Source organism: Pseudomonas sp. Pseusp49, assembly GCF_059491875.1.
The window spans coordinates 635,833-654,277 of the sequence record NZ_CP168514.1; the positions used below are offsets into that span (position 1 = coordinate 635,833).

The following is an 18,445-nucleotide window of genomic DNA, read 5'->3' on the forward strand; positions in this document are numbered from 1 at the left end:
GGCACCAGATTGCGGTGTGTGAAGACGAAACGAACCGAAAGTTCGAGATGCTCACAAAACACCAGCTGTCACATACCCAATTTGCTGAAGCGAGGCCCTCTGGCCACGACTCGGTACCCGAATTTCTTGACGACCATAGAGCGTTGGAACCACCTGATCCCATCCCGAACTCAGAAGTGAAACGATGCATCGCCGATGGTAGTGTGGGGTTTCCCCATGTGAGAGTAGGTCATCGTCAAGATTAAATTCCGAAACCCCAATTGCGAAAGCAGTTGGGGTTTTGTTTTTGCGCCTCCATACACCTCAAACGCTGTTCCCTGTAGGAGCGAGCCTGCTCCGGGCGGCGTTCCGACGAAGAACTTCAGGGCACCGCATTACCCCAGACAACCCCCGTCATCGTTGACGACCTTCGCGAGCGAGCTCGCTCCTACAAATGCTAAAGTCGTCCCTCGAATTTGTGTTTTCCAAGGAAGCCTTATGCCGGACGCAACGTCCCTCAGTGCTGGATTCATGGTGGTTCACGGCAACCGCCTGGACGAGTTGCGCAGCCTGGTGGTCAGCTGGATGCGGCGCTACCCGCTGGCTCCCCTGGAGAATGAAATCGCGTTGGTGCAAAGCAACGGCATTGCCCAATGGCTGAAGCTGGCCTTGGCGGAAGATGCCGAAGAAGACGACATGGGCGGCTGCGGCATTGCCGCCGCCATCGACGTGCAGTTGCCCGGCAGTTTCATGTGGCAGCTCTATCGCATGGTCCTGGGGCGCGATGAAATTCCGGCCAAGTCCCTGCTCGATAAAGCCCCGCTGACCTGGCGATTGATGCGTCTGCTGCCGCAGTTGATCAACCAGCCACACTTCGAGCCGCTGCAGCGCTTCCTGACCCATGACACCGATCTGCGCAAACGCTATCAATTGGCTGAGCGTCTGGCGGACCTGTTCGACCAGTACCAGGTCTATCGGGCTGACTGGCTAGAAGACTGGGCAGAAGGTCGACATCAGACAAGAAGCGCCAGGGGCGAGGCCAAGGCCCTGACGCCGGCCAATTGCTGGCAGGCAGAGTTATGGCGTGCACTCTTGCTGGATGTCGGAGAGCAAGGCATGGCGCAAAGCCGTGCCGGGGTCCATCAGCGATTCGTCGAGCGCATCAACAACCTCGAAACAGCTCCCCAGGGATTGCCCTCGCGAGTGATCGTTTTCGGGATTTCTTCGCTGCCTGCCCAAGCCCTGGAAGCACTGGCGGGGCTGGCACGATTCAGCCAGGTCCTGCTGTGCGTACACAACCCGTGTCGTCACCATTGGGCGGACATCGTCGCCGATAAAGATCTGTTGCGGCATCAATACAAGCGTCAGGCCCGCAAGAGCGGCATGCCGGTAGTGATCGATCCGCAAACCCTGCACCAGCATGCTCACCCGCTGCTGGCTGCCTGGGGTAAACAGGGGCGGGACTACATCAACCTGCTCGACAGTTACGACGATCCCAACAGCTATCGCTCGGCATTCCGTGACGGGCGCATCGACCTGTTCAGTGACGGTCAGCCGCTGAATGTGCTCAACCAGTTGCAGGATGACATCCTCGAGTTGCGTCCCCTCAACGAGACTCGGGAGCGCTGGCCAGCCATCGATCTGCACACGGACGAATCGATCCGTTTTCACATTGCCCACAGCGCCCAGCGAGAAGTCGAGATTCTTCACGATCAATTGCTCGCGCGCTTCAGTGCCGATCCGGCATTGCGCCCTCGGGACATCATCGTCATGGTCCCGGACATCGACAGCTACGCCCCGCACATTCGTGCCGTGTTTGGCCAGCTCGACCGTCAGGACCCGCGCTTCATTCCGTTTACGCTGGCGGACCAGGGCCAGCGTGGTCGCGATCCACTGCTGATTGCGGTCGAGCACCTGCTCAAGCTGCCTGACAGCCGATTCCCCGTCAGTGAGATTCTCGACCTGCTGGACGTCCCTGCACTGCGCGCCCGCTTTGGTGTCGAGGAGCGTGACCTGCCGACCCTGCACCGCTGGATCGAAGGTGCCGGCATTCGCTGGGGCATGAATGCCGAGCAACGCGCCGGACTCGGGCTGCCCAATGAACTGGAGCAAAACAGCTGGCGTTTCGGCTTGCGACGGATGTTGCTCGGTTATGCCGTTGGCAGCGCCGATGCCTATGAGGGTATCGAGCCCTACGACGAAATCGGTGGTCTGGACGCTGCGCTCATTGGTCCGCTGGTTGCTCTGCTGGACGCGCTGGAAGTGGCTCACCACGAACTCTCTCAGCCTGCACCGCCGCGGCAATGGGGCTTGCGCTTGCAGGCGTTGGTGCAGTTGTTCTTCCTCGCCAGCAACGAACACGATGACTATTTGCTGGCCCAGCTCGAAGAGCTGCGCGAGACCTGGCTCGAGACCTGCGAGTCCGTCGGCTTGCAGGACGAATTGCCGCTGACGGTCGTTCGTGAAGCCTGGCTTGCAGGCCTGGATCAGGGGCGTTTGTCCCAACGCTTCCTGGCCGGTGCGGTCAACTTCTGCACCTTGATGCCCATGCGCGCTATCCCGTTCAAACTGGTCTGCCTGTTGGGCATGAATGACGGCGATTATCCGCGTGCGCAACCGCCGCTGGATTTCGATCTGATGGGCAGTGATTACCGGCCAGGCGATCGCTCCCGGCGCGAAGATGACCGTTACCTGCTACTGGAAGCCTTGCTGTCGGCGCGTGATCAGCTCTACATCAGTTGGGTGGGCCGCAGCATCCGCGACAACAGCGAGAGGCCCGCATCGGTATTGATCGGCCAGTTGCGTGACCACCTGGCCAGCGGCTGGCGATTGGCACAAAGTGGCGAGGATCTGCTTGAAGCCATGACCCGGGAACACCCCTTGCAACCTTTCAGCGCCCGCTACTTTCACGAAGGGGATGAGTCGTTCAGCTACGCCACCGAATGGCAGGTCCTTCATCAAGCGGCAGAGCAACAGGCGAGCGCCGAAGTGCTCGGGCCTCACGTTCAGGACGAACCCCTCAGCCTCGGTCAGCTGCAGGATTTCCTGCGCAATCCGGTACGGCACTTTTTCAGCCAGCGACTGAAAGTCTTCTTCGAGGCGGCTGAGGTGCCGTTGGCCGATGAAGAGCCTTTTGTCCTGGATGCGTTGCAGCGTTACAGCCTCAGCGACCGTTTGCTCGAAGCGGCGCTGGCAGATCCGGAACATACCGGACAGGCACTGGAGGATCAGGCCAAACGCCTGCAAAACAGCGGGCTGCTGCCCATGGCCGGCTTCGGTGAGTGCCTGCAACGTGAATTGATCGAACCACTGCCCGACTTGCTGCAACGTCACCAACAGCTCCTGGCTTTGTGGCCGACACCGCTCAGCAGTGCGTTGCCCGTCAATCTTGAACTGCAAGGCCTGCACATCGAGGGCTGGCTCAGCGGCCTGCATCAGCGCGCTGATGGTGGTTTGCTGTCTGTCACCACGATCCCCAACAGTATCGGCTCGATCAAATCGCGCAAATGGCATCGACTGACGCGCCCGTGGCTCACGCATCTGGTGGCCTGTGCCAGTGGCATGGCGTTGACCACTGCACTGGTGGCCAGTGACGACAGCCTGTTGCTCGCACCGATGGACGAGTCCACGGCTCGGAAAATTCTCGGCGATCTGCTGATGGCCTGGCAGTCGGGTATGCGCCAGCCTCTGCCGATCGCGGTCAAGACCGCCTTCGCTTGGCTGGGGCAAACCGACCCGGTCAAAGCCGCGGCTGCTGCGCGCAAGGCCTATGAAGGCGACGGGCAGACGACGGACGGAGAGCGACGCGAAAGTCCGGCACTCGCTCGCCAATTCGCCGATTACGATGCCCTGACCGCCGATGAAACCTTCCCCGACTGGTGTGATGCGCTCTATCGCCCGCTGCTTGAAGCACCCTGGCGTTCACTGTCCAGCGAGGAGTCGCGTTGATGAGTACGAAGACACCGCTGGCCCTGGCCTTCCCGCTGCGTGGCAGTCAACTGATCGAAGCCAGCGCCGGGACCGGCAAGACCTTCACCATTTCCGCGCTGTACCTGCGCCTGGTGCTGGGCAATGGTGGCGAGCATGGTGGTGGAGAGCGCAGCGGCTTCGGACGTGATCTGTTGCCGCCGCAAATCCTCGTCGTGACCTTCACCGACGCCGCCACTAAAGAGTTGCGCGAACGCATTCGCACGCGACTCGCCGAGGCCGCACGCTTTTTCCGCGATGAAACGCCGGCCCCCGACAGCCTGATCGCCGAGCTGCGTGACCAGTACTTGCCCGAGCAATGGCCCGGGTGCGCAAACCGCCTGGATATCGCCGCCCAGTGGATGGACGAGGCGGCGGTGTCGACTATCCACAGTTGGTGCCAGCGCATGTTGCGCGAGCACGCCTTCGACAGCGGCAGCCTGTTTACCCAGACCCTGGAAACCGACCACAGCGATTTGCTGGGGGAAGTCCTGCGCGATTACTGGCGGCTGTTCTGCTACCCGATGCAAGGTGATGCGCTGAATTGGGTGCGCAGCAATTGGGGCGGTCCGGCGGCGTTGCTGCCGCGGATTCGTGCGCTGTTCGCCAGTGAGCGCGATACGCTTCAAGGGAAAGAGCCCGCCGAGATCATTTCGCAATGCTTACAAGAGCGACGGGCTGCCTTGATCGAGCTCAAGAAGCCCTGGCCACAGTGGGCGGACGAATTGGCTGCGATCTGTCACCAGGGTGTCGAGAGCAAGAGTGTCGACGGTCGCAAGATGCAGGCACGCTATTTCGAGCCCTGGTTCGAAAAAATCAAAGCCTGGGCCGAGGACGAATCCCTCGAGCAACTGGATATCGGCACCGGCTTCACGCGCCTGACCCCTGACGGCATGGCCGAAGCCTGGAAGGGCGAAGCGCCTCGACATCCGGGGCTCGATGCGATGGCCGGCCTCAAGGCCTGTCTCGACGGGTTGCCAACGCCCGATGCTGCCGTACTGCAACATGCCGCCCGCTGGGTCGGGGCGCGATTCGAGGAAGAGAAACGCCGTCGTGCGGAAATGGGTTTCGACGACATGTTGCTGCGCCTTGATGCGGCCTTGCAGTCCGATGGCGGCGAGCGCCTGGCCACCCTGATTCGTGAACAGTTTCCGGTCGCCCTGATCGATGAGTTCCAGGACACCGACCCGGTGCAGTACCGGATCTTCGAGAGCATCTACCGGATTGAAGAGAACAGCCCCGAGTGCGGCCTGTTCCTGATCGGCGACCCGAAACAGGCGATCTACGCTTTTCGCGGGGCCGACATCCACACCTACCTGCGCGCCCGTCAGGCCACCACCGGCCGCCTGCACACCCTGGGCACCAACTTCCGCTCAAGCCATGGCATGGTCAACGCGGTGAACCATGTGTTCGAGCGTGCCGAAGCCCGGGCGTCGGGACGGGGCGCATTCCTCTTTCGTGAGCCGAATGGCAATAACCCGGTTCCGTTCATGCCGGTGGCCTCCCAGGGTCGCAAAGAAGTCCTGCATATCAATGATCAGGCAGTTCCGGCCTTGAACATCTGGCACTTGCCGGCCGAACAACCGTTGTCCGGCGCTGTGTACCGGCAACATCTGGCGGCGGCCTGCGCCAGTGAAATCACGGCATTGCTCAATGGCGGACAGCAGGGGCAAGCGGGGTTCACCCAGGACGGCAAAGCCTTCAGGGGCCTGCTGCCGGCGGACATCGCCATCCTGGTACGCGATGGCAAGGAAGCGCAGGCGGTGCGCGGCGAATTGGCTGCGCGGGGCGTGCGCAGTGTCTACCTGTCGGACAAGGACTCGGTGTTCGCCGCCCAGGAGGCGCATGACGTACTGACCTGGCTCAAGGCCTGCGCCGAGCCGGATGTCGAGCGCCCGCTGCGGGCCGCGTTGGCCAGCATCACCTTGAACCTTTCGTTGACCGAGCTGGAGCGGCTGAATCAGGACGAGTTGGCCTGGGAGTCCCGGGTCATGCAGTTCCGTGGCTATCGCGAAGTCTGGCGCAAGCAGGGTGTGCTGCCGATGCTGCGTCGTTTGCTGCACGACTTCCGTCTGCCCCAGGCGTTGATCGCCCGCAGTGATGGCGAGCGGGTCTTGACGAACCTCCTGCACCTGTCCGAATTGCTGCAACAGGCCGCCGCCGAACTCGACGGCGAACAAGCGCTGATCCGGCATCTGTCCGAGCATCTGGCGTTGTCCGGGCAGGCGGGCGAGGAGCAGATCCTGCGTCTGGAAAGTGATGAGCAACTGGTCAAGGTCGTGACCATCCACAAGTCCAAAGGCCTTGAATACCCCTTGGTGTTCCTGCCGTTCATCTGCTCGGCGAAGCCGGTGGACGGCAGCCGCCTGCCGTTGCACTACCACGATGAATCAGGCAATGCCCAGGTCACGTTGAGGCCGACGGCAGAATTGATTGCCCTGGCCGACGATGAGCGTCTGGCCGAGGATCTGCGCTTGCTCTATGTCGCCCTGACCCGGGCGCAGCACGCCTGCTGGCTGGGGGTGGCTGACCTCAAGCGCGGTAACAACAATGGTTCGGTGCTGCATCTGTCGGCGCTGGGTTATCTGTTGGGGGGCGGTGCGCCATTGGCCGACTCCCCGGCGTTGCAGCAGTGGTTGCGCGACCTGCAACAGGACTGCCCGGCGCTGGCGTATGCCCAGATGCCTGATGCGACAACAGAGCATTACCAGCCTCCGCAAAACGACGCGGCGCTGCTGGCTCCGCTGATCCCGAAACGCAAGGCCAGTGAAAACTGGTGGATCGCCTCTTACAGCGCATTGCGCATTGGCGACACCCTGAGTGTCGGCACGGACGAGGCGCCGGAGAGTCCCCAGGCGCAAAAACTGTTCGATGACGAGCGTCTCGACCCGCAGGCTCCCAGGGAAGTGGTGGCCAGTGGCGGCGATATCCATCGCTTCCCGCGCGGCCCGAACCCCGGCACCTTCCTCCATGGTCTGCTCGAATGGGCGGGGGGCGAAGGGTTTTCCGCGGCACCCCAGGAGGTGATCGACGCCATTGCCCGTCGCTGCAATCGCCGAGGCTGGGAGGGCTGGATCACCACGCTGAGTGACTGGCTGCAGCATCTGCTCAAGTCGCCGTTGCAACTGGGTGCCGATCAGGCGCCAGTGATATTCGCGCAGTTGAGGCAATACCAGGTCGAGATGGAGTTCTGGTTCGCCAGCCACAAGGTCGATGTACTCAAGCTCGATGCGCTGGTGTGCCAGTACACCCATGACGGCGTGGCCCGGGTGGCCGCCGAACCGGTGCTGCTCAACGGCATGTTCAAGGGCTTCATCGACCTGACGTTCGAGCACGACGGCCGCTATTACGTTGCCGACTACAAATCCAACTGGCTTGGCGCCGATGATGCGGCCTACACCTTGCCGGCCATGGAGCAGTCGATTCTCGACAACCGCTATGACCTGCAATACGTGTTGTACCTGTTGGCCCTGCATCGCCAGCTCAAGGCGCGGCTCGCCGATTACGACTACGACCGGCATGTCGGCGGTGCGTTGTACCTGTTCCTGCGGGGCTCGCGTGCGGCCAGCCAGGGGGTGTTTTTCACCCGTCCGCCAAGAGAACTGATCGAGCGTCTGGACCGGCTGTTCCAGGGCAAGCCAGAGCCCAAGGCCGAGCCCGCCTGGGAACAGGGAGTACTGTTATGAATCGCTCATTCGCCGATTTGCTGCCGACATCGCTGGCAGCCGAAAGCCTGGTTGAACTCGCGCCGCTGAGCCGTGCCGACGACTTGCTGTTGCTGCTCACGCGCTGGGTCGAACGTGGCTGGCTGCGCGCGCTGGACAAAGCCTTTGTGGCGTTTCTGCATGAGCTGGCCCCGGAGGATGATCCGTTGGTCTTGCTGGCAGCCGCGTTGACCAGCCACCAATTGGGCCACGGGCATGTCTGCCTCGACCTGTTCGAAACGCTGAAAGAACCGGACTTCGCCCTGTCATTACCACCCGAAGGTGACGTTCAAGGCGGCGCCATGCTGTTGCCGTCGCAATTGCTCGGATCGCTGGACGGTGCTCATTGGTGCAAGGTGCTGGCCGCCAGCAACCTGGTCGCCCTGGCCGCTGACAGCCGTGACAACGTGCGTGACCGACCTTTGGTGTTATCGGGCAAACGCTTGTACCTGCGCCGCTATTGGGCCTACGAGCGGCGGATCGACCTTTCGTTGCGCGAGCGCCTGACGGAGCACGAGTCCACACCGAACGACTTGCTCCAGCGCCTCACCGGCTTGTTTGGGCCTGCCCGGCCGGGTGAAGTGATCGACTGGCAGAAGCTCGCCTGCGCCCTGGCGACGCGCAGCGCCTTCAGCATCGTGACGGGGGGGCCGGGAACCGGCAAGACCACCACTGTTGTGCGTTTGCTGGCGTTGCTCCAGGCGCCGGCGGTCGAGGCCGGCATGCCTTTGCGCATTCGCCTCGCCGCCCCGACCGGCAAGGCCGCGGCGCGTCTGACAGAGTCCATCAGCCAGCAAGTCCGGACCTTGAAAGTCAGCGAAGCCATACGCGAGAAGATCCCGTCCGATGTCACCACCGTTCACCGTCTGCTGGGCAGTCGGCCCGGGACACGTCATTTCCGGCACCACGCGGGCAATCGCCTGCCGCTGGATGTGCTGGTGGTGGACGAGGCCTCGATGATCGACCTGGAAATGATGGCCAATCTGCTCGACGCCTTGCCGGCCCATGCGCGCCTCGTGCTGTTGGGGGACAAGGACCAGCTGGCTTCGGTAGAAGCCGGTGCGGTACTGGGGGATTTGTGTCGCGACGCGGAGGCTGGCTGGTACAGCCCGCAGACACGCCAGTGGCTGGAAGCCGTCAGTGGCGAAAGCCTGCAGGCCGGCGGATTGCAGGAGGATACGCAGGGCACTCATCCACTGGCCCAACAGGTGGTGATGTTGCGCCATTCCCGGCGATTCGGTGAGGGCAGCGGTATTGGTCAGCTCGCTCGTTGGGTCAACCAGCAGCAACCGGAAGAAGCACGCAAGTTGTTGTCCGCGCGAAGCCATGACGATGTGTATGGCTTGTCCCTCAAAGGGGAGCAGGACCGGACCCTGGAGCGTTTGCTGCTCGAAGGCCATGGTGAGGGTCCGCAGGGTTATCGGCATTACCTGGCCTTGCTGCGCAAACAGCGACCGCCACTCGACAGCCCACTGGAAGATTCACGCTGGACCGACTGGGCCCGGGAAGTGTTGCAAGCCTTCGATGCGTTCCAGCTGTTATGTGCCGTGCGCAAGGGGCCGTGGGGTGTGGAGGGCTTGAACCAGCGAGTGACCGAGGCCTTGCTCAGGGCACGCCTGATCGACAGCGACCAGCAGTGGTACGAAGGTCGCCCCGTGCTGATGACCCGCAACGATTACGGGCTGGGTTTGATGAATGGCGATATTGGCATCGCTCTCAAGCTCCCGGAGCAGGAGGGCCACGGAAAACAGGTTTTGCGTGTGGCGTTCCCACGCAATGACGGTCAGGGCGGCGTGCGATTTGTCCTGCCAAGCCGCCTGAATGATGTCGAAACCGTGTACGCCATGACCGTGCATAAATCCCAGGGCTCGGAGTTCGCGCACACCGCGTTGATTCTTCCTGACGCCTTGAATCCGGTCCTCACCAAGGAATTGATCTACACCGGGATAACCCGGGCCAAGGACTGGTTCACCCTGATCGAATCGCGCGCAGGCGTGTTCGAGGAGGCGGTGAAACGCAGGGTCAAGCGCTTGAGCGGGCTGATGCTGGAGCTAAAGGACGGCAGCGAGCCGGCAGACTGAAAGGTCCGTGAGCGATTGTAGGAAATTGTCCGAAGCAGCGTAGTACGTGGCCTCGCTGGCATTTCCTCGCTGTGCTATCGTTGCGGCATCATTTTGCTCCGGTCCAAGAGTATCCCTGCATGAAGGTGGCTGTCAGGACGACAGAGCGCGTCGTTGGCTGTAAGAAAGCGCTGCTTGCCATCCTTCTTTGTCTGCTGGCCAGCGTCGCTTTCGCTCAATCGCAGCCCCCGGTGGGCATGGCGGACCAACGCGCCAAAGCGGTTACCCAGGTGGTCCTCGGAATCCTCAGCTACGCCCGCTGGCCCGTTGAGCCTTTGCTGCTGCGCCTGTGCCTGGTCGGCCCTACCGAATACACCGACGACCTGGTCAAAGGCACGACCCAGGCGACCGGTCGACCTGTTGCCGTGCGACGCTTGTTGGCCGACAACCCTTCGATTGTCAGTGACTGCGATGCTGTTTACATCGGCAAGCTCACTGGCGAAGAACGCAGCCGATTGTTTGCCGCGTTGATCGGGCATCCGGTATTGAGCATTAGCGAGAGTGACGAGCAGTGCGCGGTCGGCAGCCTGTTTTGCTTGCGGGTCAGCGACGAGCAGGTGTCGTTCGAGGTCAATCTCGACTCCGTCGCTCGCAGCGGTGTACGCATCCATCCGAGCGTGCTGCAACTCTCGCGCCGCAAGCCGGCGGCGCCATGAAGCTACTGACTCCGGGCAGTCGCCCGACTCTGCATTCGGTCATCGGTCGCGGCAACTTGCTCGTCGCGTTGGTGGGCGTCGCCATGGCCAGTGTTTCGCTGACGTTGCTCGGCGTGCTGGCCTTGCGTGTGTACGCCGATCACAACCTGCACCTGATCGCGCGCTCGATCACCTACACCGTGGAAGCCGCGGTGGTGTTCAACGATAAACCCGCTGCTACCGAGGCGCTGGCGTTGATTGCGTCCATCGAAGAAGTGGCTGATGCCCAGGTGTTCGACCGGCAGGGAGAGTTGCTTGCCCGTTGGCAGCGACCGGAAACGGGATGGGTCTCCGATCTCGAATTGCACCTCGCCAAAGCGTTTCTCGAAGAACCGATGAGCATGCCGATCCTCCATCAAGGGCGGGAAGTCGGCAGCATCCGGCTCACCGGTCATGGCGCCAGCCTGATGCGCTTTTTGCTCAGTGGCCTGGTGGGCATCCTCTTGTGCACGGCCGTCAGTGCCTGGGTTGCGCTCTTTCTGGCGCGCCGACAACTTCGCGGGATCATCAAGCCCCTGCGCAACCTCGCCACCGTCGCCCACGCCGCGCGCAGTGAACGGGCCTTCGACAAGCGCGTGCCGCCCGCCGACATTGCCGAGCTCGATGATTTCGGCAACGACTTCAATGCCCTGCTCGATGAGCTCGAAGCCTGGCAATCGCACCTGCAAAGCGAAAACGAATCCCTGGCGCACCAGGCCAGTCACGACAGCCTCACCGGATTGCCCAACCGGGCGTTTTTCGAAGGTCGCCTGATGCGCGCGCTGCGCAACGCCGACAAGCTCGGCGAGCGAGTGGCGGTGTTGTTTCTCGACAGCGATCGCTTCAAGGAGATCAACGACAGTTTCGGCCATGCAGCGGGGGATGCGGTGTTGGTGGCCGTGGCCAACCGGGTTCGCGCGCAACTGCGGGAAGAGGACCTGGTGGCGCGCTTGGGTGGCGATGAGTTTGCCGTGCTGCTGACACCGCTGCACAAGACCGCAGACGCCGAACGAATTGCCGACAAGATCCTGGCCAGCATGGACATGCCGATTCCATTGCCGGGCAGTACCCAGGTGTTGACCTCACTCAGTATCGGCGTCGCGGTGTACCCGGATCATGGCGCAACGCCGGGTGCCCTGCTCAACGCCGCCGATAGTGCGATGTACCAGGCCAAGCGCCTGTCCCGAGGCGCACAGTACACGGCAGGGTCGGAGCACCCTGCCGCCGATGTTCAAAACAGGAGCTGATGTCCGTGTTCACTTTCAACCCGCGTTCCCTGCGTTTTTTCACCATGACCTTGCTCGTGGCCCTGCTGAGCCTGACCGGTTGCCAGACCACCCCGCCAAAAGGCCTGACCCCGGCGCAGATCGCCGTGCTGAAACAGCAGGGTTTCGAGCTGACCGACGATGGCTGGGCCTTCGGTTTGTCCGGCAAGGTGTTGTTCGGCAGCGACGATGACAGCCTGAACAAACAAAGCACCGAGATCGTCGAGCGTATCGGCAAGGCACTGCTCGGAGTGGGGATCGAACGAGTGCGGGTCGATGGCCACACCGACGCATCGGGCAAAGAGGCCTACAACGAGCAACTGTCCGTGCGCCGGGCGAAAAGCGTTGCCAGGGTGCTCAACACGGTCGGCATGCAACCGGAAAATATCCAGTTGCGTGGCTTGGGCAGCAGCGTACCGGTGGCCACTAACACCACCTCCAGTGGCCGCACGGAGAATCGCCGGGTCGCCATCGTCGTCAGCTCCGACTAATCGGCAAACAACATCTCCCGGCTTTGCTAACAACGAAGAGTCCTCTGCGATAGCTCATCCCATCGACTAATTCGCCCTGCAACGATCTCAAAACAGCGTGTTCGTATCTCATCGCGGTCAACGCCTAAATGGGCTTGGCGATGGGCGTCCGCAGTTAAGGCTATGACGTTCTCAACCGTATCAGCACCGCCCTCTGAAAGTGGAATGATGTGATGGGTTTCCAAATAGACGCCACCATTCGCCATCAGAAAACCTGGAACCTCCGTTAGCTCACAGACACCTCCTGAACGCTCCAACACCCGCCGACGGACGCTTGGATCACGGTAACGTTGTACGCCGTTATAGATATATGTGTCCGGCCGCTCATTCGTAGCAAACTGATCTACAACGGGAGGATCGCTCACCACAGCGATTTCCAACTGCATAGGAATTTCTTCAACATCAGTCGTTTCAGCAACGATGCTCGATGGATTTGGGTTACCTCGAACTAGTAAAAATGCCCCATCATCTTCGATCGACTCGACGAACCACGGCTGATCATCCAATTGGCGTCCAGTCGCTCGATCATGCTTTGCTCTTTCATCTTCCGTCTCACGCTCCCGAACAGGTCCTGTCACGATGACTACCCGAACAGGAGTCGTGTTCATGGCGGCTAGGTGGACTGTAGTGCTGAAATGCTGTGCACGATTGATGCGTGGGTCTTTGATCGTTCGATTTCGATTCTTGGGGTATTTTTCAAGTTGCTGTATCAAGGCATCGGCATATGCTCTCAGATTTTCTGAAAAGCAGACCCGCCCTTGACTGTCGACATGTAATCCCTCCCACCAAACACACAACAGCAGTGTGCTTATGTCGGCGCTCCGAAAAGACCATTCGTAACAGTAGCCGCCATTTGATTGAGGCCGGCTTACTGATCGGCCGTCCGATTTTCTAAAACTCCATTCAGAGACGTCTATACCTGCGCTCTGCACACAGTCAATGATCATCGACTTGCCAGTTGGTCGAAGCGTTTCAAGATCAATGCCCATTCCCTGCCCCCTGTATGCCAAACGCCTGATCATGACGATGATAACAGGGACTCATCAAACGACCGTTAAACGATACGCTCTCGGCAGCAGGCATAAGGAATCATCAAATTAGACGTAGCAGTTTGTTGATATCAAGATGCAGTGATGCTGCGTTAAATGATCCTTGGAGCTACCCGCCATGTCACGCACCTTCCTTTATGCACGAGTGTCCACATCCAATCAGTTCACAGAGAACCAGTTGCAGGAAGTGAAATTTGCCGGATTCGATGTACAAGCGGGCCGTGTAGTGGAAGAAACCATATCAGGCAGCATTGCAGCCAAGGAACGCCCCGGCTTTCAGAAGCTGCTTTATCGTATGGAATCTGGAGACGTGTTGATCGTTACCAAGCTTGACCGGCTGGGACGTAACGCTATGGATGTACGCGATACAGTTGAACATCTGGAATCAAATGGTATCCGCGTTCTCGCCCTTGGCGGCGTAGACCTCACCAGTGCAGCAGGCAAGATGACAATGCAAGTATTGGGCGCTGTAGCAGAGTTTGAACGTGATTTGCTGATCGAGCGTACCCAAGCAGGGTTAGCACGGGCCAAGTCAGAGGGTAAGAAGCTGGGGCGCCCTGAAGCTCTCGACACAACAGCCGATGTGCAACGCCTCAAGGCAAGGGACATGACACAAGCCGAAGTAGCAGCAGACCTCAAGATCGGTATTGCTACAGTCAAACGTCATTGGACCAAGGTTGTCTGAGGTTGTAGAAGCTTACAGGGGCGCTCGCCTTATTTAAAAATTACGAACGATTGCCTTTTGGCGGGTCGCATAGCGTTAAGCACGTCTCGCTTGAAGCCTGTTTTCCAAACGTCAATCGCCCTGTATTACTTTTTAGGCCGAAAAGCCAAACTTCATAAACATGAGGCCGTTTCCCACGGCGCGGGGCAGGGTTTTACACTACTTTTCACCCTTGCTATGTTCAAGGAACTGACGGGCACCAAAGTACCTTTCACTGACATGGTGGAAATCAATCTTCCCCACAGCGTCCAGCTCATCAAGCCTATCGCTCTGCCAGCTGGCAAATTTATAGATTACATAAGCTGAGGTTTCGTGTATTGGCTCTTGCCTTTGACCTGTAATCCAACGATCCCATTCCATATGATAGAAGTAGCTGGGCTGCATAGTCTCAGGGCTTTTGTCAGGGTTGAGTAGAGTGCTGAATCTGGAGCGAATCACCTTTTCTGCTGCCTTGTAGGTGTGCTGCATGCTGTCGCTTTTGATTCTCTCAGCCAGATTCTGTGCAGTGACAATCAGGCGTGCAGACTCCAGCCACGCGAGGCGACTTCTATACAGTTTGCTATCTATCGGACTTTTGAGCTTTTCTAGGGCTTCATTCAAGCACTCAAGAGATTGTTTGCTATACACCTCATCGTCTCGGATTTCCTTTTCCTGAGCAATGCCAGAGAGCTGTGCAGAAATGGTGTCTGATTGAGTTTTGATGGTGGCTATGATGCCGATGAACCCAAGGGCAGAGATTACAGTTGATAGCACGCCCCCGAAGTAGTCACCGAACACACCCCAATTGTTAGGGTCGGTGCTAAAGCTGGATGCAGAGAATTGCCAGAGCCAAGGGGCTATCACTACCACTGTGCAAACTATTAGCACAACGATAGCGATAGGTGCCCAGTTCTTGATTACCAAGCTGTGCTTTTTGGTGCTGGTTTCCAGTGCTACACGCTTCATTTCTTGACACCCTTAAAGCCTATCAGCACGCAGGTCTAGACTAATCAGCAGCTTTTTCACAATATCATGGCATTGCTGCTCAGGCATATCCGTTGCCACACTCACTAATCCAACGCTGTTCCTCCCCACAGTGCAGCCTACATCTTCAAAGTGGGTTACAACGTCTGCATAGAATGCCTCAAGCTTCTGCTCTTGCTCATCTACAGAAAGCTCATCCCGCATTGGGTTAGCTGGGGTTGGCCCTTGGTAGTAGGGTCTGTAGCTGTAAGTTTTCATGTTTCACCTTTTGAGGTTAGATTCAGTCCGAGTCTATCCAAGGGATTTAGATACTGCAATTATATTAATCTGCTCGGAGGGCTATCCACATATAGGAGCATCAAAAGGAATACCACCACGCTCTGTGGTGTTCTCGCCCTAACGGCAGTTGTTCAGGGGAAAAGCCCCAGCTTATGTTTCAGTGCGAAAATCCAAACTTATAAAAGATGATGCTGAAAATTTCTTGCGGGAAATTGGATTTTGTGTGGAGAACGACCTTTATCATTTCTTGCAAGGGTATGCCGTATGGAAGGCCAGCATAGTTAGCATGCTGCTGTCGAGAGCAAGTGCCTCTGGATGTGCATTCAAGTAGTTAACCACGGTTCGTACTTGTGGGCCGACCTTGATCTCAGTCACTGGGAAACACGTCTTCATGGGTTCGTTGAGCGATCCGTTGAGGCTTGCCATGGTCGTCTTTACGCCACCGACTATCCCTATGCACTGCCCCATTTCCAAGAGGTTGTCTGCGTCACTGGGCTTCCCGTCTGCGATGTCGAGAAATGATTTGCAGGCAGTCAGAAGGGTGTTGCCATTGTTTATCAGTTGAGGTCCTGTTGCTGCATTGCATGGTGAGGCTAATGCACCGAGTAGTGCCAACGTCGCCACTATCCCTGCTGTCTTCATGCTGGTTCTCTTTGTGTGTGGTGTCAGAACACTGTAATGAGCCCGCCTAGAGCGTGCTTGGATTCAGGGAGAAACGGGTCAGCTGATCAGAAGTGCTCGCACTGGTCTATACATTCACGATGATGACTACGTGGTGTGTGAAGACCTGTGTGTCACTGCACTCCGCAGTTTAGCTATCCATCGTGTCACCTACCGTTTTCTTGGTCTACTCCTTATCACTCGGGGAGCTGCTCACGTGGTCCTTTGGTCGAAGGTCTTGGGATGTCATCAGCTTTCTACTCGGTGGATGTGCTGAGTGACCTTGTGAGATAGATGTATGATGATGGCACGATGAATCAGGCTTGGAGCGGTAAAATGGGAGTATTCGATTTGTATTCAAAGCGTCAAAAGCGACTGCGTGGCGAGGTTGTAGACGTATATGTATATGACATTTTTCCCGCTACGCTCCGAGTTCAATTTTCACACATGATCAAAGAGCTTCTGGGTGATGCGAAACACTATCGTCAATACGACCAGCCAAAACGAGTTTACAATGAGATCGTCAAGATTTTAAAGAAAGAATATGGGCAGCAAGCGTTAACTCCTGGGTTAAATAAGTATTATCACGACGATGCATTTGAGGAGTTGCACGATTTTCTTCTTCTTGAACAGGACATTGAACGCTGTCTTGATGCGGTAGAATTATGTTATTCAGTTGGTGACAGTTTTGCACGAAAGCATTCTTATATGGGTAAGAATGGTGCCGATGCTCATGTTACTGAGTGTCTACAGGAGCTGAATGAGCGATTTAAAGAGGCAGGATGTGGCTACGAGCTAATCGACGGAAAAATTATTCGCATTGACTCGCAGCTTCTTCATTCGGAAATCGTAAAGCCTGCCATTGCGTTCCTTAATGGTGAAGAGTTCGCAGGTCCACGAGATGAGTACTTGGGGGCGTATGAGCATTACCGTCATGGGAACCTTGAAGAAGCATTAGTCGATGCACTCAAGGCCTTTGAAAGCACAATGAAGGTCATACTGACTGCCAACGGAAAAACCTATGGCGCGCTTGATACCGCTTCCAAATTGGTTTTGGCGTGCTCAAAGGCTGGGCTCATGCCGTCCTATAACGAGTCCCATCTCACGTCGTTGGAGAACGTTCTGATTAGCGGAATACCTACGTTGAGAAACAAGAACGGTGGACACGGTCAAGGGGAGGAGATCAGAACTGTAGAGCCAGAGATTGTCGCGTATGGGTTGCATTTAACGGCGTCCGCAATAGTCATGCTTGCTGGCCTTGAGGCAAAACGCAGAGCAACTCCTTGAGCGTCTGGCAGAAAAATCTGAATCATCACCTCGATACAGTTATGTGTAGGCATCCCCGCCATGGGAGCCCTAGCGTAGTCTTTATCCCATGTCTGTGCGTCTCTGAATGTCGACGTCGAGGTGTTACAAGTTGAGTACCAACACCTGTTACAAACCGTTGGAAAAGACCTGCTGACCTCGTTACGATTCCGCCACCTGATCCCTTGAAAAACTGTCAGTCGGCAAACAACATCTCCCGACTTTCCCCCATCAGCAGGCCCTGATTCTGCTCGGTGACCTGGCGGATGTAATCCCACAACAGGGTGATCCGCTTGAGCTTCCTCAGGTCTTCGCGGCAGTACATCCAGAACTGTCGGGTGATGTTGATTTCCTGCGGCAACACCGGCAGCAGGCGCGGGTCCTGTGTGGCGAGGAAGCACGGCAGGATCGCCAGTGAGCGCCCCTGCTGCGCTGCCACGAACTGCGCGATCACGCTGGTGCTGCGCAGGTTGGCGCTGGCGCCGGGCAGTACATTGGCCAGGTACAACAGCTCCGAGCTGAACGCCAGGTCGTCGACGTAACTGATGAACGAATGTTTCGCCAGGTCGGCCGGGCGGTGGATGGCCGGGTGGTTGTCGAGATAATCCTGGGTCGCGTACAGCTGCAACCGGTAGTCGCACAGTTTGCAGCAGACGTACGGGCCATGCTCCGGACGCTCCAGGGCGATGACGATGTCGGCCTCGCGCTTGGACAGGCTGATGAAGTGCGGCAGCGGCAGGATGTCCACCGAGATCGCCGGGTAGGTGTCGACGAAGTGGCTCAACTGCGGCGTGATGAAAAAGCTGCCGAAACCTTCGGTGCAGCCCATGCGCACATGACCGGACAGCGCCACGCCGGACCCGGAAACCTGCTCGCACGCCATGTGCAAGGTGCTTTCGATCGATTCGGCATACCCCATCAACCGCTGGCCTTCGGCGGTCAGGACAAAGCCGTTGGTCCGGGACTTCTCGAACAGCAAGGTGCCCAGCGCCGTTTCCAGCGAACTGATGCGTCGCGACACCGTGGTGTAGTCCACCGCCAGGCGCTTGGCCGCGGTGCTGGCCTTGCGGGTGCGGGCGACTTCAAGGAAAAACTTGAGGTCATCCCAGTTCAGAGATCCGAGGGAGGTGATGTTTTTTTGCATGTTGGACCGGTTTTTATGTGCGTTCTTATCAGAAGTTTGCACATCTATACTCCAAAAACAGTCCGAGAACCAATTCGCGACAA

General features: G+C 58.3%; 13 protein-coding genes and 1 rRNA gene. 9 read left to right on the forward strand and 5 right to left on the reverse strand.

Annotated features, from left to right (window positions below; genetic code table 11):
* Positions 1–125 precede the first annotated feature (125 nt).
* From rrf to yfiB, 7 genes are all read left to right on the forward strand, one after another.
* Positions 126–241, forward strand: a 5S ribosomal RNA gene (gene rrf / locus ACEN83_RS02705).
* Between the two features lie 236 nt (positions 242–477).
* Positions 478–3,927, forward strand: coding sequence for an exodeoxyribonuclease V subunit gamma (recC, locus tag ACEN83_RS02710; protein WP_495579431.1), 3,450 nt, complete (start codon positions 478–480; stop codon positions 3,925–3,927).
* A complete protein-coding gene (gene recB / locus ACEN83_RS02715) occupies positions 3,927–7,631 on the forward strand; it encodes an exodeoxyribonuclease V subunit beta (protein ID WP_495579432.1) in 3,705 nt (1,234 codons plus the stop codon). The genes recC and recB overlap by 1 nt, the downstream gene beginning before the upstream one ends.
* Positions 7,628–9,730, forward strand: a complete 2,103-nt coding sequence (gene recD / locus ACEN83_RS02720; RefSeq protein ID WP_495579433.1) for an exodeoxyribonuclease V subunit alpha — start codon at positions 7,628–7,630, stop codon at positions 9,728–9,730. The genes recB and recD overlap by 4 nt, the downstream gene beginning before the upstream one ends.
* 119 nt (positions 9,731–9,849) lie before the next feature.
* On the forward strand, positions 9,850–10,425 hold the full coding sequence (gene yfiR, locus ACEN83_RS02725) for a regulatory sequestration protein YfiR (RefSeq protein ID WP_495579434.1): 576 nt from the start codon (positions 9,850–9,852) through the stop codon (positions 10,423–10,425).
* Entirely contained in the window at positions 10,422–11,690 is a 1,269-nt protein-coding gene (gene dgcN, locus ACEN83_RS02730) for a diguanylate cyclase DgcN/YfiN (protein WP_495579435.1), read from the forward strand. The genes yfiR and dgcN overlap by 4 nt, the downstream gene beginning before the upstream one ends.
* A complete protein-coding gene (yfiB, locus tag ACEN83_RS02735; protein WP_495579436.1) occupies positions 11,690–12,199 on the forward strand; it encodes an outer membrane lipoprotein YfiB in 510 nt (169 codons plus the stop codon). The genes dgcN and yfiB overlap by 1 nt, the downstream gene beginning before the upstream one ends.
* Before the next feature lie 26 nt (positions 12,200–12,225).
* On the opposite strand, the gene ACEN83_RS02740 is transcribed toward yfiB, so the two are convergent.
* Entirely contained in the window at positions 12,226–13,227 is a 1,002-nt protein-coding gene (locus tag ACEN83_RS02740) for an HNH endonuclease (RefSeq protein WP_495579437.1), read from the reverse strand.
* A gap of 178 nt (positions 13,228–13,405) precedes the next feature.
* Between ACEN83_RS02740 and ACEN83_RS02745 the strand changes: the two genes are divergently transcribed.
* Complete coding sequence (locus ACEN83_RS02745) at positions 13,406–13,972, forward strand: recombinase family protein (protein ID WP_495579438.1); 567 nt, start codon at positions 13,406–13,408, stop codon at positions 13,970–13,972.
* Between the two features lie 198 nt (positions 13,973–14,170).
* On the opposite strand, the gene ACEN83_RS02750 is transcribed toward ACEN83_RS02745, so the two are convergent.
* The 3 genes from ACEN83_RS02750 to ACEN83_RS02760 form a co-directional block, all read right to left on the reverse strand.
* Positions 14,171–14,956 (reverse strand): hypothetical protein, encoded by a 786-nt coding sequence (locus tag ACEN83_RS02750; protein WP_495579439.1) that lies wholly within the window; start codon positions 14,954–14,956, stop codon positions 14,171–14,173.
* Positions 14,957–14,968: 12 nt separating this feature from the next.
* A complete protein-coding gene (locus ACEN83_RS02755; RefSeq protein WP_495579440.1) occupies positions 14,969–15,232 on the reverse strand; it encodes a hypothetical protein in 264 nt (87 codons plus the stop codon).
* Between the two features lie 261 nt (positions 15,233–15,493).
* Positions 15,494–15,895 (reverse strand): Rap1a/Tai family immunity protein, encoded by a 402-nt coding sequence (locus tag ACEN83_RS02760; RefSeq protein WP_495579441.1) that lies wholly within the window; start codon positions 15,893–15,895, stop codon positions 15,494–15,496.
* Positions 15,896–16,225: 330 nt separating this feature from the next.
* On the opposite strand from ACEN83_RS02760, the gene ACEN83_RS02765 reads away from it, so the two are divergent.
* Entirely contained in the window at positions 16,226–17,200 is a 975-nt protein-coding gene (locus ACEN83_RS02765) for an abortive infection family protein (RefSeq protein ID WP_495579442.1), read from the forward strand.
* Positions 17,201–17,414: 214 nt separating this feature from the next.
* Here the strand turns inward: ACEN83_RS02765 and ACEN83_RS02770 are convergent, their stop codons facing one another.
* Positions 17,415–18,362 (reverse strand): LysR family transcriptional regulator, encoded by a 948-nt coding sequence (locus ACEN83_RS02770; protein WP_007973226.1) that lies wholly within the window; start codon positions 18,360–18,362, stop codon positions 17,415–17,417.
* Positions 18,363–18,445: the final 83 nt, after the last annotated feature.

Coding starts and splice junctions, on each gene's coding strand:
- recC (WP_495579431.1), top strand. CDS start 478: ATGCCGGACGCAACGTCCCTCAGTGCTGGATTCATGGTGGTTCACGGC.
- recB (WP_495579432.1), top strand. CDS start 3,927: ATGAGTACGAAGACACCGCTGGCCCTGGCCTTCCCGCTGCGTGGCAGT.
- recD (WP_495579433.1), top strand. CDS start 7,628: ATGAATCGCTCATTCGCCGATTTGCTGCCGACATCGCTGGCAGCCGAA.
- yfiR (WP_495579434.1), top strand. CDS start 9,850: ATGAAGGTGGCTGTCAGGACGACAGAGCGCGTCGTTGGCTGTAAGAAA.
- dgcN (WP_495579435.1), top strand. CDS start 10,422: ATGAAGCTACTGACTCCGGGCAGTCGCCCGACTCTGCATTCGGTCATC.
- yfiB (WP_495579436.1), top strand. CDS start 11,690: ATGTCCGTGTTCACTTTCAACCCGCGTTCCCTGCGTTTTTTCACCATG.
- ACEN83_RS02740 (WP_495579437.1), bottom strand. CDS start 13,227: ATGGGCATTGATCTTGAAACGCTTCGACCAACTGGCAAGTCGATGATC.
- ACEN83_RS02745 (WP_495579438.1), top strand. CDS start 13,406: ATGTCACGCACCTTCCTTTATGCACGAGTGTCCACATCCAATCAGTTC.
- ACEN83_RS02750 (WP_495579439.1), bottom strand. CDS start 14,956: ATGAAGCGTGTAGCACTGGAAACCAGCACCAAAAAGCACAGCTTGGTA.
- ACEN83_RS02755 (WP_495579440.1), bottom strand. CDS start 15,232: ATGAAAACTTACAGCTACAGACCCTACTACCAAGGGCCAACCCCAGCT.
- ACEN83_RS02760 (WP_495579441.1), bottom strand. CDS start 15,895: ATGAAGACAGCAGGGATAGTGGCGACGTTGGCACTACTCGGTGCATTA.
- ACEN83_RS02765 (WP_495579442.1), top strand. CDS start 16,226: ATGAATCAGGCTTGGAGCGGTAAAATGGGAGTATTCGATTTGTATTCA.
- ACEN83_RS02770 (WP_007973226.1), bottom strand. CDS start 18,362: ATGCAAAAAAACATCACCTCCCTCGGATCTCTGAACTGGGATGACCTC.